Origin of the sequence: Butyrivibrio sp. INlla21 (genome assembly GCF_900116875.1) — a bacterium.
Taxonomy (GTDB): Bacteria; Bacillota; Clostridia; order Lachnospirales; family Lachnospiraceae; genus Butyrivibrio.
Genome location: NZ_FPCC01000004.1, coordinates 156738 through 182875 on the forward strand (window position 1 = coordinate 156738; position 26138 = coordinate 182875).

25 protein-coding genes are annotated in these 26138 nt (G+C 40.3%); 2 read left to right on the forward strand and 23 right to left on the reverse strand.

Annotation, left to right across the window (positions count from 1 at the left end; genetic code table 11):
- Positions 1-33: 33 nt before the first annotated feature.
- Positions 34-1335: a sensor histidine kinase gene (locus BM377_RS03315; protein ID WP_092243659.1), complete on the reverse strand. Its 1302-nt coding sequence runs from the start codon at positions 1333-1335 to the stop codon at positions 34-36.
- A gap of 213 nt (positions 1336-1548) precedes the next feature.
- On the opposite strand from BM377_RS03315, the gene BM377_RS03320 reads away from it, so the two are divergent.
- Both BM377_RS03320 and BM377_RS03325 read left to right on the forward strand, forming a co-directional pair.
- On the forward strand, positions 1549-2319 hold the full coding sequence (locus tag BM377_RS03320; protein ID WP_092243662.1) for a LytR/AlgR family response regulator transcription factor: 771 nt from the start codon (positions 1549-1551) through the stop codon (positions 2317-2319).
- Positions 2320-2323: 4 nt separating this feature from the next.
- The gene (locus BM377_RS03325; RefSeq protein WP_092243665.1) at positions 2324-2899 is read left to right on the forward strand and encodes an accessory gene regulator B family protein; all 576 of its coding nucleotides are present in this window, start codon (positions 2324-2326) and stop codon (positions 2897-2899) included.
- Here the strand turns inward: BM377_RS03325 and BM377_RS03330 are convergent.
- The 22 genes from BM377_RS03330 to BM377_RS03440 all read right to left on the reverse strand — a co-directional run bounded on the left by BM377_RS03330 (position 2877) and on the right by BM377_RS03440 (position 26125).
- Complete coding sequence (locus tag BM377_RS03330) at positions 2877-3872, reverse strand: helix-turn-helix transcriptional regulator (protein WP_092243668.1); 996 nt, start codon at positions 3870-3872, stop codon at positions 2877-2879. The genes BM377_RS03325 and BM377_RS03330 overlap by 23 nt on opposite strands.
- Before the next feature lie 21 nt (positions 3873-3893).
- Entirely contained in the window at positions 3894-4904 is a 1011-nt protein-coding gene (locus BM377_RS03335; protein ID WP_092243672.1) for a TRAP transporter substrate-binding protein, read from the reverse strand.
- The gene (locus BM377_RS03340; RefSeq protein ID WP_242948078.1) at positions 4901-5692 is read right to left on the reverse strand and encodes a response regulator transcription factor; all 792 of its coding nucleotides are present in this window, start codon (positions 5690-5692) and stop codon (positions 4901-4903) included. Before BM377_RS03340 ends, BM377_RS03335 begins: the two co-directional genes overlap by 4 nt.
- A gap of 17 nt (positions 5693-5709) precedes the next feature.
- A complete protein-coding gene (locus BM377_RS03345; RefSeq protein ID WP_242948079.1) occupies positions 5710-7089 on the reverse strand; it encodes a sensor histidine kinase in 1380 nt (459 codons plus the stop codon).
- Between the two features lie 187 nt (positions 7090-7276).
- The gene (locus tag BM377_RS03350; protein WP_092243683.1) at positions 7277-7747 is read right to left on the reverse strand and encodes a YcxB family protein; all 471 of its coding nucleotides are present in this window, start codon (positions 7745-7747) and stop codon (positions 7277-7279) included.
- 12 nt (positions 7748-7759) lie between these two features.
- Positions 7760-9055 carry a TRAP transporter large permease gene (locus tag BM377_RS03355; protein WP_092243686.1) on the reverse strand — a complete coding sequence of 432 codons (1296 nt, stop codon included), beginning with the start codon at positions 9053-9055 and terminating at the stop codon, positions 7760-7762.
- On the reverse strand, positions 9055-9579 hold the full coding sequence (locus tag BM377_RS03360) for a TRAP transporter small permease (protein WP_092243689.1): 525 nt from the start codon (positions 9577-9579) through the stop codon (positions 9055-9057). Before BM377_RS03360 ends, BM377_RS03355 begins: the two co-directional genes overlap by 1 nt.
- 98 nt (positions 9580-9677) lie before the next feature.
- Complete coding sequence (locus BM377_RS03365) at positions 9678-10772, reverse strand: TRAP transporter substrate-binding protein (protein ID WP_092243691.1); 1095 nt, start codon at positions 10770-10772, stop codon at positions 9678-9680.
- 147 nt (positions 10773-10919) lie between these two features.
- Entirely contained in the window at positions 10920-12152 is a 1233-nt protein-coding gene (locus BM377_RS03370; protein WP_092243694.1) for a PrsW family intramembrane metalloprotease, read from the reverse strand.
- A 159-nt stretch (positions 12153-12311) separates the two neighbouring features.
- Positions 12312-13010: an MgtC/SapB family protein gene (locus BM377_RS03375; protein ID WP_092243697.1), complete on the reverse strand. Its 699-nt coding sequence runs from the start codon at positions 13008-13010 to the stop codon at positions 12312-12314.
- Positions 13011-13033: 23 nt separating this feature from the next.
- Positions 13034-14095 (reverse strand): ABC transporter ATP-binding protein, encoded by a 1062-nt coding sequence (locus BM377_RS03380; protein WP_092243700.1) that lies wholly within the window; start codon positions 14093-14095, stop codon positions 13034-13036.
- Positions 14096-14112: 17 nt separating this feature from the next.
- On the reverse strand, positions 14113-15825 hold the full coding sequence (locus BM377_RS03385) for an ABC transporter permease (protein WP_092243703.1): 1713 nt from the start codon (positions 15823-15825) through the stop codon (positions 14113-14115).
- An 84-nt stretch (positions 15826-15909) separates the two neighbouring features.
- Positions 15910-17091 carry an ABC transporter substrate-binding protein gene (locus tag BM377_RS03390; RefSeq protein ID WP_092243706.1) on the reverse strand — a complete coding sequence of 394 codons (1182 nt, stop codon included), beginning with the start codon at positions 17089-17091 and terminating at the stop codon, positions 15910-15912.
- 43 nt (positions 17092-17134) lie between these two features.
- Positions 17135-17329: a hypothetical protein gene (locus BM377_RS03395; RefSeq protein ID WP_092243710.1), complete on the reverse strand. Its 195-nt coding sequence runs from the start codon at positions 17327-17329 to the stop codon at positions 17135-17137.
- A 578-nt stretch (positions 17330-17907) separates the two neighbouring features.
- Positions 17908-18099 carry a hypothetical protein gene (locus BM377_RS03405; RefSeq protein WP_092243716.1) on the reverse strand — a complete coding sequence of 64 codons (192 nt, stop codon included), beginning with the start codon at positions 18097-18099 and terminating at the stop codon, positions 17908-17910.
- Complete coding sequence (locus tag BM377_RS03410; protein WP_092243719.1) at positions 18100-19572, reverse strand: hypothetical protein; 1473 nt, start codon at positions 19570-19572, stop codon at positions 18100-18102.
- Position 19573: 1 nt separating this feature from the next.
- Positions 19574-19945 (reverse strand): hypothetical protein, encoded by a 372-nt coding sequence (locus BM377_RS03415; RefSeq protein ID WP_092243722.1) that lies wholly within the window; start codon positions 19943-19945, stop codon positions 19574-19576.
- Positions 19942-20268, reverse strand: coding sequence for a hypothetical protein (locus BM377_RS03420; RefSeq protein WP_092243724.1), 327 nt, complete (start codon positions 20266-20268; stop codon positions 19942-19944). The genes BM377_RS03415 and BM377_RS03420 overlap by 4 nt, the downstream gene beginning before the upstream one ends.
- Before the next feature lie 419 nt (positions 20269-20687).
- A complete protein-coding gene (locus BM377_RS03425) occupies positions 20688-21455 on the reverse strand; it encodes a response regulator transcription factor (protein WP_092243727.1) in 768 nt (255 codons plus the stop codon).
- A 22-nt stretch (positions 21456-21477) separates the two neighbouring features.
- Positions 21478-23154: a sensor histidine kinase gene (locus BM377_RS03430; RefSeq protein WP_092243730.1), complete on the reverse strand. Its 1677-nt coding sequence runs from the start codon at positions 23152-23154 to the stop codon at positions 21478-21480.
- Positions 23147-24169: an extracellular solute-binding protein gene (locus BM377_RS03435; RefSeq protein ID WP_092243733.1), complete on the reverse strand. Its 1023-nt coding sequence runs from the start codon at positions 24167-24169 to the stop codon at positions 23147-23149. The genes BM377_RS03430 and BM377_RS03435 overlap by 8 nt, the downstream gene beginning before the upstream one ends.
- A 27-nt stretch (positions 24170-24196) precedes the next feature.
- Positions 24197-26125, reverse strand: a complete 1929-nt coding sequence (locus BM377_RS03440) for an EAL domain-containing protein (protein WP_092243736.1) — start codon at positions 26123-26125, stop codon at positions 24197-24199.
- Positions 26126-26138: the final 13 nt, after the last annotated feature.

Below are 26138 nucleotides of genomic sequence, written 5' to 3' on the forward strand. Positions count from 1 at the left end.
ATGTTGTAAAAAATACGGATTTTTATGTAATTTTTAATGAATTCCATATAGAATTGCGACTACAGTGAAATCTTCAATATTGTCTTTTATCTTCACTTCACCGTCGTAATACTTAACTGCCTTCCTTACTGAGGATAAGCCTATTCCGTGGTTTTCCTTATCTTCTTTGGTCGTAAAATAAGCCCCGTCACTTCCTCTTCTTTTCTCACTTATGCAGCTGTTTTTTATGCAAATATGAAGAATACCCTTTTCATACGACACTTCAACGTTGATATATCTTAACCCCTTAGCCACCTTATAGCATGCTTCCAACGCATTTTCCAAAAGATTTCCAAGTATGATGACAAGATGATCGCTTCTAAATTCAAGCTTGGAAGGGACAAAAACGGTAGCATCAAATTTAATCCCGTTTTCCTTTGCTATTTTATATTTATGATTGATAAGAGAATCTATGATAATATTTCCGCTTCGTGATATCTCCTCCGCATTGACATGTATACCGTCTTTAAGGAGCCTTTCTATGTATTCGCAAGCCTCTTTGTTATGTCCTTGCTTGATCATCTCAAATAGTCCCGTAAGATGGTTTTTCATATCATGCTTGGTTCTTCTGATCTCTGCATAGAAATTTTCCTGATCGCTTGCTTGGGCAGAGCAAAGCTCAAGCTGCTTGCAGTATAGCCTGTTCTCCGATTTAAGCTCTGCATCAAGGCTGATCCTGTCATAAACCTCAAATATTATGTAATTCATAAGCAGAAAAAAACATCCCGAAATGATAGCTATATTGGCATAAGCTGTCTGAATTGATGCGATCATAAACAGCCAGTTCATTAGAATAATGGTTACAATCGGAATAATTAGGATTATAGAATAGATTTTTAACGGAATGTCATTATGTCTCTTTTCTCTCTTGGTCCTGCTCAAAACAATATCCATAATAAGCAATAATACCGAAGCCATATAACCGCCCGTTATATTGGTAATACTACTATCAACGCCGATAAAAGTCATAATTAATATGCCTGCAACTTCCATAAGCATATTTATAACGCAGACAATAATTGCAAAGAATGCACTCCGCATAAGGGAAGCGCCCCTTTCAATTATTCCGATCAGGAAAAGAATAAAAATATTGATACTGATCATTATCCAGGGATTTATAAAATTAATAAAATGATTGGTTAATATCTGATATACGATGAAACAGCCCCAGCCAATCCTTCCGGCAATGATTCTGTTATTCTTTTTTCCAAGAAACAGTGTCATCAGCTTACTAAAGACATAAGCATAAAGAAATGGAACAAAAAATTCCGGTATTAGCATTATTTGATCTGTCATATCCCCACCACCTATATATTTTCTATACAGCCCATCTAACCTCCATTAAAACATTTTCTCACCCCATTATGCAACACGTGTTTTCAAAAGCTTGCCAAAATATGATATACTACGAAGGAAGGCACAGAAAACGTTTAAGTGCCTTTTGTAAACACATACCCATCCTACAAAATTAACCATTACATAATGATAACAGCTTGAAGGAGATAGGATATGTTAAAAATAGCCATATGCGACGACGACGTTAAACTGGCCGGATGGTTGGAATCTCATGTTAACAATGAATGCCTAAACAGCGGCATACGCGCCGATATCGATATTTTCTATGATGGTCTTCCACTGGTAAAAAGTTTTGAAGAAGGAAAAGGCTACGATATCATCTTCCTTGATATCGAGATGGAAAATATGGATGGTATTTCAACCGCCCGCAACATACGTAAGTTCAGTAAGGATGTGATCCTTATCTACATATCGGGTTATGAAAATTACCTAAAAGAACTCTTTGAAGTTGAACCATTCCGGTTTCTGTCCAAACCCGTCAATCTGGAAAAATTCAAATTGTATTTTAATCAAGCTCTCGGAAAGCTCGAAGAAAACGAAGGCTTCTTCCAATATATCTATAAAAGAGAGCTTATTAAAGTTCCGTTCAAAAACATCGTTTATTTTGAAAGCTCAAGCAGACTCGTACATATCCATTTAAGCGACGGTTCTGTTAGGCAATTTTACGGCAAAATAAATGACATAGAAAAAAGCATCGAGAGCAATCGCTTCTTTTTCCTCAGAATACATCAGTCTTTCCTCGTAAATTATAAGTACGTAAAAAGAATCAGCTATTCGTATGTAATAATGCACGTTGGAAATGAAGAAGTCGAATTAAAGATAAGTGAGAAAAAGCAAAAAGAAATCCGCGATAAAGTGTGTAACATCGCGGTAGCACAGAGCAAATTCGAAAGTACGGGTTGTCCGAATCACAAGGATCAATAGAAAAATGGAATATCTGTCCAAGAAACTAACTGACTATATACTTAAAAAGAACGTGATAGAAAAAGAAAACTACGAGATATACAAATATGGTTTCGAATCTTTACTCGAAACAGCTTTTTGCTTTGCATCCGTTCTTGTCATTGCAGCCTTTATGCATGCAATCCCGCAAGCGCTCTTCTTCTCTTTCTTTTTTCTTATGATGCGCTCATACACGGGAGGTCTTCATCTTAAAACCTTTAAAGCGTGTTATATATTCTCGTGTTTATTGCTTGTAGCATGTCTTTTTTTGGTAAAAAAAATCACCGCACAGCCACCGGTTTCTCTGATAATATACGCTATATCGGTTCTTGTTATCCTGAGCACCGGTCCCGTAGATCACCCAAACAAACCGGTTGAAGAATCGGATAGCAAAAAATTCATGCTTAAATCTTATATAATAATCGGTATCAGTATAATTACAGCTCTCGCATTATATTTTTCAGGAAACAAATCATATCTTTTCCTTGAAGCCGTAACCTTTGCTTTTACGGCAATAACCGGAATCCTGGGAAAAATCTTTAATCGATATACAGGTTCTTGAGCCTGTCTTTAAGTTCATCGGCAAATCTCTGCGTCACTTCTTTTGGCGCAGTTATTTTTACGCCGTTACCAAGTGCAAATATCCATCCAAAAAACTGATCGCTCAAAGCGACGTTAACGATTGTCTCGCTGTAACCATCTTCTTTACTCTTTCTTATCGTTATATCTTTTCCGAATCTATCAAGAAGAATTCCGACCATCTCATTTTTAAACATAAGCTTTACAGCTGTCTCTTCGCCTCCGAACATGCCGAAGTTCATGCGTGAATAAGCTGCCATATCCAAGGCGTTAAAGGCTTCCTTGCCTTCTCTTTTTTCTTCAAGATGAACTATATTTCTCATCTTATCGACTCTGTAATGCTTTATCTTGGATGCAGCGGAATCATAACCTATAAGATAATAATTCTCATCGTCAAAAGTTAGAGCCCAGGGACTTATCTCATACATACCGTCTTTCCTTGGAACCATCTTCTTTTCAAGATTCCACTGAAGATATTCGAATCTGATCTTCTTGTTGTGAGCGATAGCATTGTGAATCTCATCGACCACGTAATAGATACTCTCGTTCATGGTCTTGATCCTGCCCTGCACCACAACCTGCCTTCTAAGCTGCATAGCCTCAAACTCACTGCCGAGAGCCGTAACCTTTTTTATCAGCTCGGAAGATTTCTTTTCTGTAATAAATTTGGAAGATTGTATCGAATCAACTAAAAGCTTAAGCTCAGCAAGCTCAAAGTGCTTGGAGCCGACATGATAATAAAAATGTCTTCCCTCTTGCTCTCCTATAACATCAATACCAAGAACTCTGAGTGCTTCCATATCATCGTACAAACTCTTTCTGTCTGCAGTAACACCGTAGACTTCAAGCAGTTCCCTTATCTCAGGCATGGTAAGAAAATGTTCATCATCCGTCTTTTCTACCATGATCTTGGCTAAATAATATAACTTAAGCTTTTGATTGGCCCCCTTAGGCATAGCATCCTCCCAAAACTCCTATCAATAATCAATTATCTTATTGATAAGATCCATTTCATCACCGCAATACTTTACATACACATCGCTCATTGCGTCTCTGAATTTTTTCTTTTCTTCAGGCGACAGCGTCGTTACCTGTGTTCCGCTGTCGATAGCTTTTTTCTTGGAGCGTTCTTCTCTTTGAATCCAGAGCTTTCTCTCATATTGAGCAGACTCTTTGGCACACTCCGTTATTATCTCTTTATCGGAATCAGAAAACATGTTCCAGACATACTCCGAACAGATCTGCATCTCGGGAACTCTCACGTGCTCATCGATAGTATAGTACTTCGCGACTTTATAATGATTCATCGATTCATATGAAGGCCAGTTATTCTCAGCGGCGTCAACTATCCCCTGCTCAAGCGCGGAATAAACATCAGAATATACAACCTTGATCGGATTTGCTCCGAGCGCAGAGATCATGTCCGCCATTATCGCGGATTCCTGAACTCTTATATTCATTCCGGCGCAGTCTTCAACCGAAGTGATCGGCTTGTCTGCACTGTAGAAATTTCTTGCACCCGCATCATACCAGGAAAGACCTACCAGGTTATAGTTCTCTGTTTTCTTAAGGAACTCATCACCGATCTCACCTTCAAGAACTCTCCACATATGCGCCGAATCATCATACAGATATGGTAAAAGAAGTACATTCATCTCCGGAATTTTCTCGGCAAGCTGTGATACAGAAACTCTGGCAAAAGCTATTCCGCCGTACTTCATCTGATTGATGGCCTCTGCCTCACTTCCAAGCTCCGCTCCGTATTTTATCTGAATCTTGATCCTTCCGTTCGTGCGCTCATAAACAAGATCTGCGAACTTTTCTCCGCCAAGCGTAGTGGGATAATTCGCGGACTGGTTTTCGGCATACATTAAAACATACTCGGGAGCTTTCTCAGTCTTTTTTCTGTTATTGAAAAACCAAATGCCCACGACGGCAACAGCTGCCGCAAACAATATGGTCGATGCGATTATCCATCTCTTTTTCATGAGCCCAATACTCCGTTTCTGTACTCGCTGGGAGTCTTTCCCGTCATCCTCTTAAAGACCCTGGTAAAATAATTGGCATCGCGATATCCCGCTTCTGAACTGATATCTTTAATGTTGATCGCGGGATTGGCAAGAAACTCTTTTGCCTTGCTTATCCTAAATTCATTGAGATATACGATAAAGCTCTTTCCGAAATTCTGCTTAAAGAGCTTGCAAAAATAAACATCGGAATATCCCAAAACTCCGGCCACATCCTGAAGTGAGATATCTTCCTTGTAATGTTCGTCGATATAATTCTTAGCCTCTCTGACGATTATGCTTGATTTTTTACTGTCAACATCACCCTCATCAAAATCAAAAAGCGTTGATGCCATATCTTTATCATTGTCGCAAATTGTATCTTTTTCGCTGTTCTTATCGGCAACGCTGAATGCCTCCTCAAAAGCACCGATAAGATCCTCATCGGATCCCGGCTTAAGAAGATAATCAAGTGCCTTTACTTCAATAGCTTTTTTCGCATAACTGAATTCATCAAATGCCGTAAGAAAAATGATACTGCAATCACGATCAAACTCTCTTATCTCTTCTGCTGCTTCAAGTCCGCTCTTTCCGGGCATCGCAATATCAAGAAGTGCTATCCGGCACTTATTTTTCTTAAACTCCTCAACAGCCTCAACACCGTTTTCCGCCAAAAAAATCTCTACCTGATCCGGAAAAAAACCTTTTATTTTTTTTGAAATAACCTGTCTTTCGATAGGCTCATCATCTGCAATAAGTACTCTGTACATCAGCTACTCTCCTTGATTTAGTCAGTATCGCCCGTAAGATAAGGAAGTGTAATTGTTATAGTCGTTCCCTCACCTTCTGTGCTGTCAATCTTCATATCGCCTTCCGCGTACATGCCCTTAATTCTTCTGTAGATATTTCCGATTCCGATTCCGACACCGCCATTCTCTTTTCCTTCAAGTGATTCATGAAGCTTTTTAAGAGTTTCGCTGTCCATACCTTTTCCGGTATCCTTGATCACAATAACAAGATTATCATCGACCTTGGAAACATCGACAGATACGCATCCACCCTCAACCTTAGGAGATATTCCGTGAATGATACTGTTTTCAATTATCGGTTGTAATGTAAAAGTCGGAACCATAACATTGTCCGCATCGACTTCACAATTAACAACGTACTTAACTCTGTCACCGAATCTCATCTTCTGAAGATACATATAGTCTTCCGAAACCTTAAGTTCCTGTGACAAAAGAACCTCCTTAGCCTGGTTCTTGAGGTTATATCTAAACAGCGACGAAAGAGCCTTTATCATCTGCTCGGATGTTGATGCACCCTCTAGATTGGCCATTCCGCCGATAACGTTCAATGTATTAAAAAGAAAATGTGGATTGATCTGATTCTTTAAAAGCTCGAGATTCATCGCATCAAGCTGCTTCTCGGCTTCAAGAGTTTCAACTTCCTGCGCATGAAGTTTGTCAAGTGCTTCCCTTCTTTGCTCAAGCGCCTCAATATACTCTCCCGTCGCATATTTCATCTTGTTAAAAGCAACTACGAGTTCCCCAAGTTCATCCTCGTTATCGGCTTGGACATCATCGATAAAAAAGTCGTTTGCCGCGATCCTTCTTGAAGCATTCGCAAGCTTAAGTACAGGCTCAGTGATCGCTTTGTTCATCATCCTGGATATCTCAAGGACAATCGAGAAAAGCAAGATACTTAGAGTGACCGCGATAAGAGGAACGGCAAAAACGGTCGGGATAAGTTCTCTGTACTTGGCGTTTCCGTCTTTTAGAGTAAGATCGACAAACTTTTGGGCATAGCCAAGAAGGTAGTCCTGCATTGTGTAAACGGAATAAAGTCTGCTTACGTAGTCATGACTTTGAAGTTCCTCATTAACTAACTCATCTCTGGATGAACAATACACATCATAACAAGTTCTTAGAGAAAAGAGCTGAGCATACCTATTCTCTCCGAGTCTGTCGTAATCAAGCGGGATCTCGTTTATTGCCTTAGCCGTCTCACTGAAAGAATTCAAAAGAGCTTCTCTGTTCTCCAAAGAATTGTTGTCTATATATGCATTGAAACAATCTTTCTCCTTATCAAGAACCGCAACTATCTCTCCGCCTTTTGAATTGTCTTCCATGATATCATTGACGTCTATAACAAAAAGTCTTATCAATATGGCATCAAAAACAATGGCGACCAATATGGTAAGAAAAACAGTTCCCGTAAAGAGAGTTATTTTGTTTTTTATGGTGATCTTTTTCCAAAAGGCTTTTAATTTTTTCATATTTTTAAAAGAAGGCAGCGTATAGTTACTATTAAAGTATTATATCGCTGCCTTCGATAAATTTCTATTTTTCTTTTTATTTGCGAATCTTTTTGCACAAGAATTCGTAGAACTCTTCTTTCTCATCACCGAGAATCCTGTTGGTGAGCATATATCCGTGGGTCGCATCAGACATAACAACGATCATATTGGTCTGCTTGATGGCATTGGATATCTTATTCCATTTGATATCCTCGTGTTTGCCTTCACTGTCAACATGAACACCGTTATCATCAAACATAAGCTCTACTCTTCCGGGCAGATTCTCGAGCTGCTTTACACTTCTTCCGTAAATAGCGAGAGGTTGAATAACAGGAAAAAGAAAACAACCGATGAGCATGAGGGTTCTTATAAAGCCTCCGGTCTGACTCCAAAAATGAACAGTCAGCATTATCATAGCCACCGTAAACACAACATTGATAACTCCGATGAATGAACGATAGGTTCTGAGCATCGCTATAAACATAAGATCCTTTGGCTTTACATCTGAAATATATCTGTATTCCATACAATAATCCTTTTATTTAGCAAACAGGTTAGGTAAGAACATGCTGATCTCAGGTATAAATGTGAGAAGCAAAAGTACAATGATCATGCATAAATAGAAAGGAAGTGTTGCCTTTACCACTTTCTCCATCTTAACCTTACCTACAGCGGAACCGATGAATAATACAGCTCCTACAGGAGGTGTAAGAAGTCCGATACCGCAGTTAAGGATGATCATGATACCAAACTGAATCGGATTGATACCGATAGACTGTGCTATCGGAAGAAGGATAGGTGTAGCTATCAGGATGATGGGAGCCATATCCATAATGCATCCGAGTACAAGAAGTATCAGGTTAAGAAGAAGTGCGATAAGTATCGGATTACGTGTAAGTCCGATAATAGCGTTTGCAGCAAGATCAGGTACATGAAGTGTTGTCAGGCAAAAGCCAAAGATACTTGAAGTTGAAATAAGAATAAGCACAATGGCAAGTGTATCAATACACTGCTCAAGAGTCTTCCATATTCCCTTAAGGTCAAGTCCCTTATAAATGAATACACTGACTATAAGGCTATAGATAACTGCAATAGCTGCAGACTCTGTAGCTGTGAATGCACCGCCTACAACTCCCACTACAACAATAACGATTGCTGCAAGAGCCCAGATAGATACTCCGAGCTGTTTAATAAAACTCTTTATGTTAAATGCTTCTCCCTTGGGATAATGTCTCTTCTTGGATATGATATATGATCCAACCATAAGAGAGATAGCAAGAAGTGCTCCCGGAATATATCCTGCAAGGAAAAGACTTCCTACAGATATACCGCCTGCACTCATGGCATAAATAACCATGTTGTGACTGGGAGGAACAAGAAGTCCCTCACATGATGATGTGATGGTAACGGCTGTGGAGAAATCGTCATCATACCCCTCTTCTACCATCATAGGGATAAGGATTGTTCCAAGTGATGCTGTATCTGCAGCCGCAGATCCGGAAATTCCTCCAAAGAAATATGAAGCAACGATATTAACCATCGCCATTCCGCCTGTCATCCATCCAACACAGGAATTGGCAAGAGCAATGAGTTTCTCGGATATTCCTCCGCTACCCATTATGCAACCCATGGTGATGAAGAACGGTACCGCCATCAAACTAAAAGAACTGATTCCCTTAACCATCTGCTGACAAACTGTTGTAAGCGGGAATCCCTGATATAACAAACAGAAAATAGATGAAAGTGCTACTGCATACGCAATCTGAAATCTGAGCAAAATCATAACGAGAAAGCTCACAAGCAATATTGCAATAGCTGTTGTGTTTATTGCCATTACTTATTCTCCTCCTTAATAACTATGCTCTTAATATGGTTGTAGAACGCTTCTATTTCGAAGACCACCATTGCCACGCCCGCAACGGGAATCGGGAAATAAAGCCAAAATCTTGAAAGGAAAGGCACACTTGTATATGATCCCATGCTTCCTAATTTGAGTGCATATTTCCATCCCACAGTGATCATTACCAGCGCAAGCCCAAAAACAAAAATATCATTTAGTATATCAAGCGCCTTAATTACAACCTTGGGTAAATATGAGTCTAAAGCTGTCATACGGATATGTGCACCGCGTCTGATAGCAAGCGCAGCTGATAATACTGCCATATACGCCATAAGTGTAAGCACTATCTCTTCACACCATGCAGGAGCGGTAACAAAAGGTATATATCTACATGCAACTGCTATGCTAGTGATAAGGATATCTGCAACAAGTAGAAGCTTGCAGATAAAAAGCATAACCTTATATGTCATATCGTATAAAGGCTTGATCTTATCAATCTGTTTAAAAATGCCTTCCATAAAATGCCTCTTTTCTAAACAAGGCACAGGAAGTAAGACTCTCTGTGCCTTGTAATTTATTGCTTAATTAAAACTGTAATTTAATCTTGAAAAAAAGATTACTTCATATCGCAGATCTTCTTGTAAAGATCTTCCTGTCCCTTTGTATTCTCTTCGATAACAGGCTTAACTGCTTCCTGCCAAGGAGTAATATCCTCAACTTCAACGATGTTTACACCGTCAGCCTTAAGCTGCTCAAGTACCTCTTTCTCCTTCTCTTCAGAGATTGAACGGTTGTACTCAGAAGCTGCCTTACCTGCCTCTGTAATGATTTCCTGCTGCTCAGGTGTAAGCTTGTTCCAAGCATCGTCTGTGATAACAACCTGGATAGCACCAAGTGTATGTCCGTCAAGGATCATGTTGGGAGCAACTTCAGGGAATGCCTTTGACTTGTAGTTAGCGATAGGCTGCTCAGCACCGTCAACAACACCTGTCTGAAGTGACTGATAAAGCTCGTTGAAATCAATAGGTGTAGCAGATGCGCCAAGACCCTCAACAAGACCTGTCATAACAGGGTCTGTAGAAACACGAAGCTTCATGCCCTTGAATGACTCGATACCTGTAATTGGCTCTCTTGTGAAGAAATGACGGAAACCTTCCTCACCATAGAAAAGACCTCTGATGCCTCTGCCTTTTTCTGAGGGCTCAAGAAGGAATTCCTGTGCAAGATCTGAATTGGCAAAATTCCAGAAATGCTCACGGTTTACGAATGTGTAAGGAAGTGAAAGAAGCATTGACTTCTCTCCGCCGTAAGGTGTAAGAGCGAAAGCGGAAATTCTGGACATATCGATTGTTCCGCCGCCACCAAGCATTGAATCAAGCACAGCTGCCTCATCACCGAGAACTCCGCCGGGCTGAAGATCAATAATGATAGATCCGTTTGATCTCTTCTCTACTTCTTCCTTAAACTTGGCATCTGTCATACCAACGATGGTATCAAGGTTATTAACCTCTGCCATAACAAGTGTGATAGCGTCTGCTGCAGGTGTTACTGCCTCAGCTGCTGTTGCATCTGCCGCAGGTGTCTCTGCCGCTGCTGCTGTTGCATCTGTAGCTGCAGGTGCCGCAGGAGCTTCAGGAGCTGAAACGCCGCATGCTGTCATAGAAAGAACAGTTGCTGCAGCTAAAATAGTTGCGATAATTTTTTTCTTCATACCATAACCTCCCATAAAATTTGGAAATAAAAAATGACATTGTCGTTTTTCGACAATGTCATTATAGGTTATAGCCATGTTAGAAAAAATCGGACATTTTTAAGAATCCTAGTACAATCTTAATGTCTTTAATCAAATTATAATTTATCAAGAAAGCTCATCTGCCGTAAACACGGGAGCCGGATTGGAAAGTCCGTCAGTTAAAGGCTCATTTTGGATCATGATAGCGGGATCCTGGTTGAAGAGTTCCTCTGTCTGATTATTAACCGTGTTCTGAGTATTTGTATTAACTATCTCCTGAACATTCTGAAGCGGCTGCTCATTTTGAACAGGCTGTGCATTCTGAACGGGCTGAGCGGCGAATGCATCATTCTGCATAGGCTGTGCGTTCTGAACAGGTGTATATCCGTAACCGTTCTGCATCTGATTGTAAGGCTGCTGAACGTTCTGATTCATATTTGTGTAAGGCTGCCGGAAGTTTCCTGCCATATTCTGATTCATCTGAGCATAGGGCTGCTGCATGTTCTGAGCCATTCCCTGAGTCATCTGCATGCCCTGCTGCATTGCCATTCCCTGGGGCATTCCCATACCCTGCTGGAAGGCCATTCCCTGAGGCATAGCCTGCTGCATTGCCTGCATGTTTCTTATATTGATAGCTTCCTCTGCAGTGACACCGGGAATAAGAGGCATGTCTGTCTTGGACATAAGCTTGATCATCTTAATCGCACGAACTACCATGAATATCTCAAGTCCCAAGAATGCAAGAAGCAAGATCTCCATTTCAGCCATAAGACAGAAATCATAGAAACCGTGGATTGCTACGGGAATCCAGAAAGCCTTGCGAAGATTCATCTTCATGCCTTCCATATTTCCTCTGAGCTCATTGCCCTTGGCAAGTCCGTAATAAACACCCATGAACACACCGAAGATACAGTGTCCGGGTACTGATAAAATAGCTCTTACAACTCCGACACCAAGACCGCCGGGAAGAACATAAAGTATATTCTCAAGTGTTGCAAATCCCAATGATGCACACACCGAATAAACGATACCGTCAAATGAGAAATTGAATTCCTTATTTTTCCATGTCATCTTCTTTAATACGAAATATTTACCGCCCTCTTCGGCAACACCGACAACAAGGAAAGTCATAAGAAATGTGTAAATAAGATTTCTCGGTCCACCCATATTCATAAATGCCAGATCAAGTACATATGTACCGATCGTTTCCAAGATCATTGCTGAAATCGTGGAAAGAACTCCCAAGAAAAACACCAATGCCATAAGCCCGATAGGCTCTTTCTCAACATTGTCTGCCTTGTAGATAACGTACAATAAAACTGCGGCAGGAAGAACTGCCAAAAATGCTAGAATCGTCATTTAATTGTCCCCTTCAACTTTTTTCATGATAATAAATAATTGTCACTTTGGTAATGTTAATATATTTGTAAAAAAATGTCAAGATAAAAAAAGCTGCCAACGAGGTTTTTTCGTTGGCAGTTCTTTAATCAGTCTATTTTTAGATTTCTTTACAAAATGTCAGATTTCTTCCACATAATTAACAAATTCCTGAGCATTTAATAAGTCCAATACTTCCTTATGTGAACGTCTTCTGTCAAAATCAATATCCACAATGATAGCTGCGTCCGATGACTGAAGAGTCTTTTCTTTGCTCTTGGTCATACTGCTTATCTTGCAATTTTCAGACGATAAGGTTTGGATAAGCTTGTTGACGCCTTTCGTTTTATTAACTTCAACATAAACGCTCATGTACTTGCTGTTATCCTCTACTCGATGACTAAGATGAAGAAGGATGACATTGGCGATCATAACGAGAGCAAAGCATACAACTCCGATTATCAGATAGCCTCCTCCGATAGCCATTCCCATACAGGATGTAACCCACAATGAAGCAGCGGTCGTAAGTCCCTTGATCTGCTGTCTTCCGGTGACAAGGATCGTTCCTGCTCCGAGAAAGCCTATACCGCTTACAACACCGGCAGGTATACGGCTCACATCGGCGTTAAGTCCCGGCAACTGTGCAAGATAAACATTAAGTGCTGTTGCGACAGCGGAGCCCAAACTCACTAGAGCAAAAGTCTTGATTCCGGCGCTGTGTCTTTTGACAATTCTCTCCCAACCGATAAGGCTGCCGAAGAATGTCGCCACAACGAGTCTTATTGCAACCGCAATATCATTGGAGCTTTCCAAAAATTCAATAAGTGACCATGCATTCATATAATAATGCTCCGTTCTTAATATTAAAGTGCGTAGAGAGTATTATCCTCAAAGCTAAGGAATACCTCATCTCCCACATTGTATATCTTCTTATTCTTAGGATTGTATTCCTGAATCTTAAGAAGAGTATCACCGACAAGGATATGGTAATCCTGATATGCTCCCATGAAGCATGAATACTTAACGCTTCCTTTAAGCACTCCACTATCTCCAAGTATAGCACCTTCGGGTCTGAGTACAACATTACAATCAGAATTTATCGTTAAATTACCTGTTGCGCAGCTGATCTGTGATCCTGCGATCTCAACCTTATCCTGAGCCGCTACAACACCCTTTAGGAAATTAGCCTCACCGATAAAGTCCGCAACGAACTTATTATTCGGATAATAATATGCTTCCTGAGGAGTTGAGATCTGCTCAACATTACCGCCGTTCATTATGATAACCTTGTCTGAGATCGCCATGGCCTCACTCTGATCGTGTGTTACATAGATAGCTGTTATTCCTGCTTCCTGCTGGATTCTTCTTATCTCGGTACGCATCGATACTCTGAGCTTGGCATCAAGGTTTGATAAAGGCTCATCGAACAAAAGAACTCCGGGCTCGATTACAAGCGCTCTTGCAAGAGCAACTCTCTGCTGCTGACCACCCGAAAGCTGATTGGTCATACGGTTTTCCATGCCCTCAAGTCCTACAAGTCCGAGAATATCGGTAACCTTGCGCTTAATAGTCTCTTTGTCCATCTTGCGAAGCTTAAGTCCGTAAGCTACGTTATCAAAGATGTTGTAGTGAGGAAGAAGCGCATAGCTCTGGAATACCATCGCCGTATCACGCTTATTGGGAGTAAGAGCATTGATGGGCTCATTTCCCAAATAGATCTCACCTTCGTCGGGACTCTCAAAGCCCGCGATCATACGAAGCGTTGTTGTCTTACCGCATCCGGAAGGACCGAGCAATGTAACGAAGCTACCGGGCTCAATCTCAAGATTGGCATCCTTTACCGCATAAAAATCTTTTCCTGTCTTAGGATCTTTATAAATTTTTGAAATGTGTTCAAGGCGAACACCCTTTTTCTCTTTAGCCATTATTTACACCTCTTTCGTTAATCGTTTGTCTGTACTCTGCGGCTGGTTCCAAAGTATTTCATAAGCAGATTCATGATGAGCACCGCACCGTAGGTTATGAGAATAAGAATTGACGCAAATGCGCAGGCAATTCCGTATGCACCCTTCTCAGCAAACTCATTGATCTGTACTGTAATGAGCAGATACGAAGGTGTAACCAAAAGGATGATTGCACTGATCGCTGTGATACTACGTACAAATGAGGTAACAAAGCCACTAAGGAAGCTGTCCTTGATAAGAGGAAGTGTCACCGTCATAAATACCTTAAAGCTGTCAGCGCCCATATCATAAGCGGATTCCTCGATGCTCTTATCAATCTGACGAAGAGCTGAGATACCGCTTCTGGTACCTGTTGGAAGGCTTCGAACAATGAAGACGATAACCAGGATTGCTCCTGTTCCGTACAAGCCCTGAAGGATTCCGCTTCCAAAAAGTCCACCGGAGAAGCCTCTGATATATCCGATACCGAGAACTGTTCCGGGAACCGCCATGGCAAGCATGGAAACCGCTTCAATAAATCCCTTTGCCTTAAACTTTCTCTTTACTACAAGATAAGAAATTATCATGGACAAAAGAGCTGTAATAGGCGCAGATATAAGTGACAAAATGAAGCTGTCCTTAAACGCCTTAAATCCCTTGTACTTCTTAAATACCTGTCCGAACCACTTAAATGTAAGATGGAAATCGTAGCCCCAGGTACGGAACATTGCTCCGAAAGGAACACAGATGTACATGAGGATAACAAATATAGCAAGCGCACTGCACAGAATAGTAAGAGGAATCGTAACACTCTTATCTGTAATGAGCATACGCTCTCTTGATGCTTTTCCTGAAAGAGTTGCTGTACTCTTTGCTTCAAGATAATACTTCTGAACAACAAACATAAGAAGTGTGATTCCAAGAAGAACTACAGCCATTGCAGCCGCGCCCTGCTTGTCATAAGCACCTGTTATCTGAAGATAGATAGTTGTTGCAAGAGTATCGTATGATCCACCGATGATCATGGGGTTTGCAAAGTCTGCGATGGATTCAATAAAAGTTACAAGAAAAGCATTTCCAAGTCCCGGAAGAATAAGGGGGAGTGTAACTGTATTGAATACCTTAAATCTTGACGCTCCCATATCTCTTGCAGCTTCTTCCAAAGAAGGATCGATATTCTTAAGAAGACCTTTGAGCATCATGTAGCAGACAGGGAAAAAGGTAAGTGTCTGAACGATAGCAATTCCCCAGAATCCGTATACACTGTTGTCATATATTTTCAAAAGGAAACGAGTGATGATACCGGCTTTACCAAAAAGCATGATCATCGATAATGAAAGAACAAATGGTGGTGATACAACAGGAAGCATGGATACGACTCTGAAAAGCCCCTCCATGAATCTTGTGCGAAGCTTTACATACACCTCAACATAAGCAAACAAAAGACCTATGAGAGCTGATGCTATACCTACAAGAAAACCTACCTTTAGTGTATTTGTAATAGCTCGTCTAAAGTTTGGAAGCGCAAGAACACGCTTAAATGTATCAAGAGTAAAGCCTGTCTCTGAAACAAAGCTGTCCACCAGCAAGATTGCGAGCGGATATAAGATAAATACAGTCAAAAAAACAATCAAAAGCGCAATGGTGGTCACCATAATGGGATCCGCCATGAGCTTCTTCCTGTCAAGGCTGGCACTTTGACTTTTTGCCATTATTTATGTCCTCCTTGTAAAAATACTACAGAATATATGTGGGGCGGATTATAGCCAAACCCGCCCCACATTAGCATTTAATGATTATTCAGTCTGGAAACGATCGTCTGCAGCACTTCCGAGTGCATTCATAACTTCCTCGATGTACTTAGGAGTATTCTCCTTGGCATCGTCAAAGTCATACTTCATAACGTTCTCGGGATCAAGACCGAACTGAGCTGCTACTTCAGGCTGCTTAGCGTTATCGAGTACAAGGAACTGATAAGAACCGTTCTCTGCTGCAAGCTCTACGCACTCAGGGCTAAGAGCATACTCGATCCAAAGCTTAGCTGCATTGGGATGTTTGCATCCCTTGAAGATTGCTGTTGCACCAACTTCGAATGATGTTCCTGTTGAAGGAATGATAAGTCCGATGTTGCCGTAACCGTTATCAACGATCTGTGTGATTCCATCATGGAGGAATCCGATGCCGACAACACACTCACCTGTTCCAACGTTCTTGGAAGGACCTGAACCTGACTTTGTATAAACTTCAATGTTCTTATCAAGATCTACAAGATACTTAATACCCTCGTCATGACCATACTTCTGGATCATTGTGTTGATAACAAGCTTAGCTGTTCCGGCTGTATTGTAGTTTGAAAGCCAGATGAGACCTTTGTACTCAGGCTTAAGAAGATCCTTCCAGTCCTCGGGCTTATCAATATTCATACGCTGAAGCTCATCCATGTTAACCATAAATCCAAGGATTCCCTTGTATATACCGTACCAGTAACCGTCCTTATCGCGATATGTATCGCTTATAAGATGGCTTGCATTCTGTGCTTCATATGCTTCAAGAAGGCCCTCACCTGCAGCTACGTTGTAAGGATCGGTTGTGCCACCAAACCAAACATCACCTGAAGGATTGCCGTTCTCCTCTTCTATCTTACTCTGAACCTCACCGGTTGAAAGACGCTGATATGTAACCTTTACTCCATAGAGCTCCTGGAAGTGTTCACAAGCAGCTGCTAAATACTCTTCCTCACAAGAACCGTAGACAACAAGCTCACCCTCAGCCTTAGCTGCTTCAATAAGCTCATCGAGGTTTGCAGCATCTCCTGCATCCTCTGCCTCCGCATTTTCCTGTGCCCCATCAGCAGGTGCCTCAGTTTTTGCCTCCTCCTTAGGAGCTGCTTCAGGTGCAGCGGGAGCTGAATTAACACCACATCCAACAACACCGATAGCCATGAGTCCGGCCAATACCATTGCTAATCTCTTTTTCATTATCCTTCTCCTTTCATCAAATCAAGAATTTGATAATACTATTCTAGAAAAAAGAAAGATCTTTAAATACCCATATTTCTGTTTTCTTATCCGAATTTCTGAACTGGATTTTTAAATACAAAAACCCGATCACTATACAAAGATAATGATCAGGTGCATCTATTCCCATGCTTCCAGAGTATACATCACCCTTATAACCAATAGCGGAATCAATGTCATCAACCACGTCTCCGCCCATCTTACGTATATTCCCTTTGTCGGACATTACCGCAATGATGGCACATTCAGTAGATGGGGATGAGAGCATATTAAAGGACGTAAAGTTGCCTTTTATTTATCGATATTTTTCAAATTGGTTTTTATTTTAAAACACATGTCCGACAAAAAATATATAAAAGCTAGTATAATCAGCGCTTGAGATATTATATACGTATCATACACTATTTCTAATCCAATTTTTTGGGGAGCCAAAAAAGAAAATACATAATTCAAAATAATATTTATAATTATTATTCCTATTACGTTTAATATTTTTTTAATTGTGGTACAATTGCGCAAACCGTTTCTCAGCAATATATGATCTAATGCAATAACGCAAAAAAACACTATGTATTCATAGCTCATTGATATCCAGTTGACTTTCATTGCAATCAGCCATAATATCATTACAATTATTCGATTTAAAATAGCTATTATAGTTATTACCTTGCTTTTCAATAATACATTCATTGGCATCTTTCAATATTAGTTATTCAGACTATATTTCTTCATTGCAAATCAACCGTCCAATCAATATAAACGTTATTCCTAATTATTTTAGCGCTTTCTCTTGATTAGTAAAAAAGCGGCAATCATCCCCACAATAATAAACAACAATCCTGTTATACGCGATTTTTCTATTTGCTCGCTTGTGGGATACATTTCTAAAGAACCGTTTATTAGCATAAAAACACCAATAATAATAATTAAAAATGCTATACAACAGAAAAAAGACCTAACAATCTTCATTTAATCCTCCAAAGCACTTTCTATTTCTTTTTCATGCTTAAATATAGTGTTACCATATGAAGTGTTTTGATGTATCTTGTCTAATGGAATATCGGGACCTCTATTATATCTAGTAGCTACATCTCGAATCATGTTGTCATCCATATCGCATGATGCGACTTCCGCATAATCTACATTCTTTAAATCTCTTAAATGTGCTGCTGCAACATATGTACTTTTCACTGGATCTTTTAAGTCATTTATTATTTCTTTCTCTTGTTCAGGGCTTAACTCGTTAGGATCATACCCATACATTTCAGCTACTCTGCGAACTTGCAAACTAAGATTTCCAAAAGATGTTTGTTCTGGTTTCTTTGTAATGGTCAAACTATCCGTTTCTTCATTACCACTCCAATCATATTTCCTTATACCATAAGCTACATCATCTATCCATAACGGATCTCCACCATACTCATTAAAAACTATTCCGGCTAATAATTTTTCGGGTATTTTATATTTTTGTGCTGCATCTTTTATTACGTTACTATATTTCTTTAGATATTCTGTTTTCTTTTTAAACAAAAAATCATTTCCTCCAAACGTTTTCCAATAAACAATATCTGCAGTTGTCCATGCAGCATCTCCGAGTTCAATATCCCACTTTGAACTATACTTTTCAACCATAACATGACTTATTTCTAACTCGTTTTCTGTATCCTGATTGGCGGGCGTAGAACCAAGACAATACAAAAAATTGTCTTCTTGAGTATTTGAACTTAGCGCAACAAGCGAAACAGACTGCTTTTTCATATTGGGCTGATAAACAGTCATGCTACCCAGCGCACCGGCGGTATTATTTATCTTTGTTTTCAGTGCTTCAGCTCTAGTGATAAAGTCTTTACCGTTTATATAATTGTATGCATCACGATCAAAATCCTCAAGTTTTCTGATACATTCGTCCAGGAATCCACCGTTGTCACAAAACGCTTCAAGCACTACATATGGCTTGTTGTAATTGGGGATAGTGGTTATCCCCCACTTGCTGTAATCATTTACAAGCCTGCTCGTACGGCGTTCTATCTCAAAGCCCTTTGTATCTATTAGCGCATAGTAAACACCAAAATCTTTTTTGATCTTCAGTAACACTTTAGTGCTTATTCTTGCATGAGGAGAGGAGTCTACCATTCCCTTGAAGAGTTCCTCTATATCAAAACAGGTCTCTACAAATTCTTTTTTGATTAAAATGTTCTTGGCGTGCAGTTCTCCGCACTGTCCATCCATTATAAATTTTTTGGAAGCATCTGCCGCATCTCCAACAAATGTTTCATTGTTGCAATATTTTATGTAATTGCCTTCAAGTATGCGAGCCCTGTCCTTGAACCATTCATAGTCACTATCTAATTGCTCATTGAATGAGCTCATTTTCTCGGCATCGTATTTTATATCTTCTTTATCCCCGTAAACGCTTAACGACTTTTTCTCGTAGATCAGCATATCAGTTATCCTCTCCATCCTTTTGCTCAGCGTTATTATTTAATTGTGCTTTAAGCTCTTCCAGTTCATCCTTGCAATGTCTTCTATACTCCCGAATCCTTTCTTTTGCCTGAGCTATTTCTTCTAAGTGCCTTAATGTGTCAGCTTGTGCGGTATGCACATCAGTGTATGCCTGATGATGAGTTTGCTCTGCCTCGTTTTCAAGATATCCCCTAAATTCACCGGCTGCTGTCATATCATATATCTTCATAGGTTCCTCAGCACCGTCTCTTATTTCTTGATACAGCTCTTTTATAATTCCTTCTTCAGTTTCAAGGTCATCAAGGGCATCATCACACCATTGTATCTCTCGCTCCAATTCTCCTATGGTCATAATTCGCGCACACCCCCATCAGTATTATTTGTTTCATTTACCACAAGGGCTTCACTGGCAGCCTTATCTACCGCAAGCATACTGTCCTTCATTTTTAGAAACCCGCCCGGAAGTGCCTCTGACGATTCTGACCTATATACTTCATCTGTTTCATGAATTGTTTTTAGAACCTCATGCATACTTCTACCTGCGCTAAAAGTATCAAGATGAGGTGCCTGACTCAAAGCATTACAAGGAAATGCACAATCAATGGCTGATCCTCTTATATCCTCGACAATGCCCGAAAAGATATTGGTGTCCATAAAGACGCTTTTATTCCCCATAGTATTCCTCTTTCTTCTTCACAACAAGCGCTTAACAATTATTTAATTAATATGTTATCATGCAAAGTTCTCCTTTTCAATTAAAATATACATGATTGGGGCAAAGCGATATAAATGAAAGCAAAAATAGTGAAAGCCTAGCTATTTATAGAAAATAATCATCATAACTTTTTTAACAATTATACAGTTGGAGAGGCTAAGGCGCCTTCCACTTCCAAACACTGACGACTCCGCCCTAACTCTGTGCAAAAACAAAATTCGAAAGTTGTTTTCACCGTAATCCATGTCTTTCCGAAAATGCTCCCAAGGATTTTCGGAAAGATCATGGATTATCGGCTCGTCCAAATACTCGAATTTTGTTTTTGCACAGAGTTAGGGCTAAGTCGTCTGTGTCCGGAAGCCAAAGGCACCCCCAACCTTTAGTTTAGAAATTCAGATGGAGCTACATCTGTGTAGCGTTTAAAGACGGAGCTAAAGTGCTTGTAGTCGGTAAAACCGGTTAGGTCGGAAACCTCGTATACTTTGTATTTGCCGGATTCAAGGAGCTTGATGGCTTGCTGTACGCGGTACTTGTTAAGAAAATCCAGGTAACTGGTACCGGTGGCCTCTTTGAATTTACGGGAAAGATAGCTGCTTGAAACACCGAGCTGTTCTGAAAACAGCTCTATACTTATCTTGTCTGCGTAGTGCTCCTTGGTGGCATCAAGTACGTACTTAACGTAGTCGTTGTCTTTATCCTGTTTAATGTAAACCGTATCAAAGTCTGTTGCAGACTTACTTCTCTTGGTAAATTCCTCGTATTGATGCTCCTTCTCTATCTCAGAGATTATCTTCTCAACATCTTTTTTCAGCTCATCTTCCGATGCAGGCTTCATAAGATATGCTGAGACATCAAGGTCTATTGCTGCCTTGGCGTATTCAAAGTCCGCATAACTTGTAAGGATGATACTCTTAAAGTCACCTATACCCGTCTTCTTGGCTTCTCGTATCATCTCGATACCGTCCATGACAGGCATCATGATATCCGCAAGTACGATGTCGGGCTCAAGCTCTTTTATCTTATCAAGCCCCTCTTTTCCGTTGCAGGCTTCTCCCGCGATTGTGCATCCCATGCCCATCCAGTCCATCGTATATGCAATTCCTTTTCTGATGATATCCTCATCTTCAACGATCAAAACTCTGTACATTGTAAAACACCTCTGTGATCAATCAAATAATCTTCTCCTCGCCTACGCGCTTGGGAACAGTTATCCTTACAAGCGTTCCCTCATTCTTTTTACTCGAAATATCAAGCCCGAAATCACCGTTATACATAAGGCCGATCCTTCGATGAATGTTGTAAATACCGTAGTGGGATGATGTATTGTTTTCTGCCTTAAGATTGTTCCTGATCTCCTCAAGAAGCTCCTCATCAATTCCCGCGCCGTCATCCTCACAGATAAATATCAGCTTCTCCTGCATCTGGTAACCTCTGATACTTACCGTCAATTTCTCCTGGCCGTTAAAACCGTATTTAACGGCATTCTCCAAAAGAGGCTGTATAAGAAGCTTAGGGATCAGGCAATCCATAATATCATCCTGAACCTCTATCGAATACGCAAAACGCTTATTAAATCTGATCTGCAGGATATTCAGGTAATACTGCAAATGATCAAGGTCCTCTTTTACCGTTACCTCTTCTCTTACTTCTTTGATACTGTAGCGCAAAAGCCCTGATAACGATACTATCATCTTATCCGCTGCGGCCGCATCTATTCTTGCCATAAACCTTATATTATCAAGCGTATTAAAAATAAAGTGCGGATTAAACTGGCTCTCAAGCTGCTTAACCTGCGAAAAAGCAACATTCTCCGCAAGCTCTTTATTCCTTCCTATCTGCTCCTTAAGTCCTTCCAGCATCTCGTTAAAGTCATCGCCGATTGTCTGAAATTCCTTGCTGCTGTGAATATCAAGATTGACATCTAGCTTACCTTTTTTGACCTCTTCAAAAGCATCTTCGATTTTTTTGATATCTTTCGTGTATCTTACAGAGCTTATGGCCGTGCTCTTTACAGTGATAAGCGCGATTGCAAGGAAGATCACAGTGATAATGGCAATTATCGCCCATATCAAATGTACGCTTCTGTTGACGTCGTTTACGGTATAGACTATAAGTCCCTTTTTAAGCTCAGTTCTGTACGAATAATAGAGATTGCCGTCAAGCTTAACAAAGCCGACTTCGGAGCTTATCGTATTGTCTATCTGTCCAAACTCATCCTGAAGTCCTCTGGTATTTGCCGTATAGACCCATCCGTGCTTGTCTGTGATGATAACGTATCTGTTCTGATTACTTATAACGGATGACATTACTTCTTTCGGAATAATGTACACAACCGCAGCCTGCAATCTGCCGCCTTCATAAATACCTTTTGAAACGCAGAGATTACCGCTGTACAAAGTAACCTTAGTCTGTCCTTTATATGTAGTTATCACATTCCAGATTCCCCAGTTCGAATACTCGGACTGCGTCAGAAATGACGGTACATGATCCTTACTTGAAAAAAGAGCTTCCATCGAAGGCGACATTATAAGTAGATTTCCGATGTCACCATACTCTGATGTACACTCGTACAATATTCTGAAAACATCGTTCCCCGATACATCATAGTCTTCTTTTTTGATCTCGGAAGCGACCTTATCAACCATGCTGCAATACACATCAAGCTTACCCGCAATCTCTTCGCTTGCCGCTTTGTTTTCCTGTTCATTTGATGATGCCATAAAGGTAAGCCAGGAAAAGACAAACAGTATCAGCGCAGCCATAACGATCGCAGCGACGGGAACGATAGAAAATCTTATGAAGGTTCTTCTTATGTTTTCCTGAAAGGAGCGCACTTCTTTAGCCATTGTCGTCCTCCTTCCGGATCCTGTTAAATTCTTCTATCCACGTATCTTTACTTTCAATAACTTTATTTCTGTCTACGGGAAGATTGTTTATCTTATACCTCGGAACAACAAGGATCGATGATTCAACGTCTCTTCTCACAGACCTTCTTCCGAGGTCGCTTGCCATATACTGCTGCGCATCCTTGGATGTCATAAAGTCCGCAAACTTTTTGGCATTTTCAAGTCTTTTGGAATTCTTGGAAATATAGATTCCATCGGGAGTCATTACAACTCCCTCATTCATATAAACAATACTTACATGCTTATCGCTTTTAAGCATGGTAACTGCAGCCTCTTCAAAAGTAAGGCCCACCGCATACTTACCGTTGGCAACACCCTGATAAACGACAGAAGAACTCTCAAGAAGATTACCGTCAAGCTGCGAAATAAAGCTTTTCACATAATCCCATCCGTTTTCCGGCTCTCCGTCACCCATCGCATAGAGCATATTTACAAGGTGCTCAAAAGAAGACGATGATCTTCCGGGATCTGCAAACGCTATTTTTCCTTTAAGCGCCGGATTCAAAAGATCCTTATATCCCAATATACTGATATCGCCTATAAGATCGGTGTTGACCATAAGAACACTCGGCACATCGGAAAAACATGTTACCGTGCCTGCCTCATTGGTAAACGCATACATAAAATCTTTTTTGTTGGGAGTTTCATAAGAATAGAAATTATCTAAGTAAGGGCCGACCGAAAGAAGAGATCCGCCCCACATAATATCAACATTTTCATCATTAACTATGCTGTCTATCGCTGCGGACGTTCCCATACTTTTAAGATCCACGGAAATGTCCGTCTCGTTTTCAAATTCCTGAATAAGAGGAATCATAAACTCTATGGGATGCGGCGAAACGACAACAAGCTTATCGCCCTCCTCAACCTCATAGCTTCTTCCTCTCCAATCAATATATATGACAAGCGCAGCGATCAAAATAACAACTAAAGCTGCAATACCCCACTTTTTCATACACTAAGTTCCTTACCCCAAAGCTGATCATTCCTTTTTAAGCAGCTCGACAAATTGCTCCTTGGAAAGCGGAACAGACAGATAACTGCCAAAAATATAATCAGCATAAATATCCTCTATCATATCATAGTATTCCAAAGATTCTACTCCCGTAATAAGAACCTTTTTCCCGAGCTCTTTTATCATCTGTGCTTTCTTTCCGAGAGTGATGCGGCCTTGCGACATTCCCATCTTTTCAATAAAAGATTTCATGTTAAGGATAACTCCGTCGAATCCCGGAATGTTATCATCCTTGTCATCGAGATAGCTTATCCTGTAGTCTCCGAGGAATACTCGAATATCACTCTTTTTAAGCTCTTTTTGGGCATAAAGAGCCTTCTCTGCATAGGCATCGACAATATTCTGACTTATGTCGACAGCGACACCCGTAACATCGATATTGTACTTCGCAACAAGCCTTGTAATTGCATTAGTCATATCTTCATTGAGGACTTTCTGTGATAGCGCATGAATAAGCATCAGGTCAAAAGAGCCTGATACAGCCTCTTCAAACTCGCCGTCAAGGAAATCAAAGATGTCCTCGATCATCATCTTTTGCATAACTTCTTCCAGATTATATTTCTCCGCAACACTTATAAGCTCTTCAAAAGAAACCTCACCTATATCGGTATCCTCAAGAGCGATCAGTGCTTCCGCACCCTTAAGCTTTCTACCCTCCTTGGAAAAAATGGGTTTGTATTTTACCTTAAAGTGTCTGGTGTTGATGCCTCTTACGATTGCTTTTTCAATATCAATCCTTCTCTGAACTTCATCAAGATCATGCCACATGTAGACGTTTCCGTAGTCATTGTCACTGATGGAAGATTCGCCAAGAAGCAAGATGTCCTCTGTGCTCTTAAACATATCCGGTGAGCTTACGCAAAGGATAACGGGATTCACATATATCTCCTGTTTCTTTACCTTAAAGCTCTTATCGAACCTTGTCTTTATATCAAATATCAGCTTCTTGACTTCCTTTTCATGCTCCTTGGGACAGATGATGTAGAAACAGGAAATCTCATCGGTATAAACATCGAATTTATCGGCGGCAACAAACAGATACTTGGCGATCTCATGCTTAACAAGCTCAAAACAGTCGTATCCTACGATAGTCTGATAGAGCTCGACATTTTCGATTCGAATGCAGATAACATGGAATTCTTTTTTCAATAAGATATTCTTATCAAGGTCGGTCATAAGTGCATTCCTGTTATAAAGACCCGTGATGGAATCCGCCCTGTCATCGTCTTTTTCCAGAATGATCATTATTCCCATCAGTCCCACTGCTTCACACAAAAGCTCGCAGTTAAATGCAGGGAACAGCATCTGAACAACGATTCCCACAATGGCGAGTGCAAGGAAATAGACAAGTGCTATCTTTTTAAGTTTATCTATATTGGTCCAATACATCACAAGCGTAACGATACACAAAATAAAATAGAGCGCACTGATCACGTATGCTATATAAACAGCTATTCCTCTGTGAAAAATAAGATCGGAATTTGCATAAAAGGTAAGCTTTGTAAACGGATTGGAAAATACAAGAAGCTCAAGGATAGCCACAGGTATGCCGATTATCAAATAAAGCTTTCCGGTAAACAAATGATGAATGCCGCAAACTCTTATAATGTAACAGTAAAAGATCGGCATCATAAGAAAATGCGTTGAATAATAAATATATTTGGGAAAATAGCACAGAGTTATCCTGATAAAATACGGCGCGGAAGAAATGTAAGAAATAGTTGATACTATTCCCGTTATCGAATCCAAAAATACTATAAAAAGAAGCGCAATAAGAAGACGGTTCCTAGCATTCTTTTTCTTCCTGATAACAACCATGCATAAAATACTTGTTAAACTGACTGCCAGAGAAGCTATTACAAAATTAAGGCTTCCCTGTAAATTTCCCTCAAGCATATTTTTTCCCTTT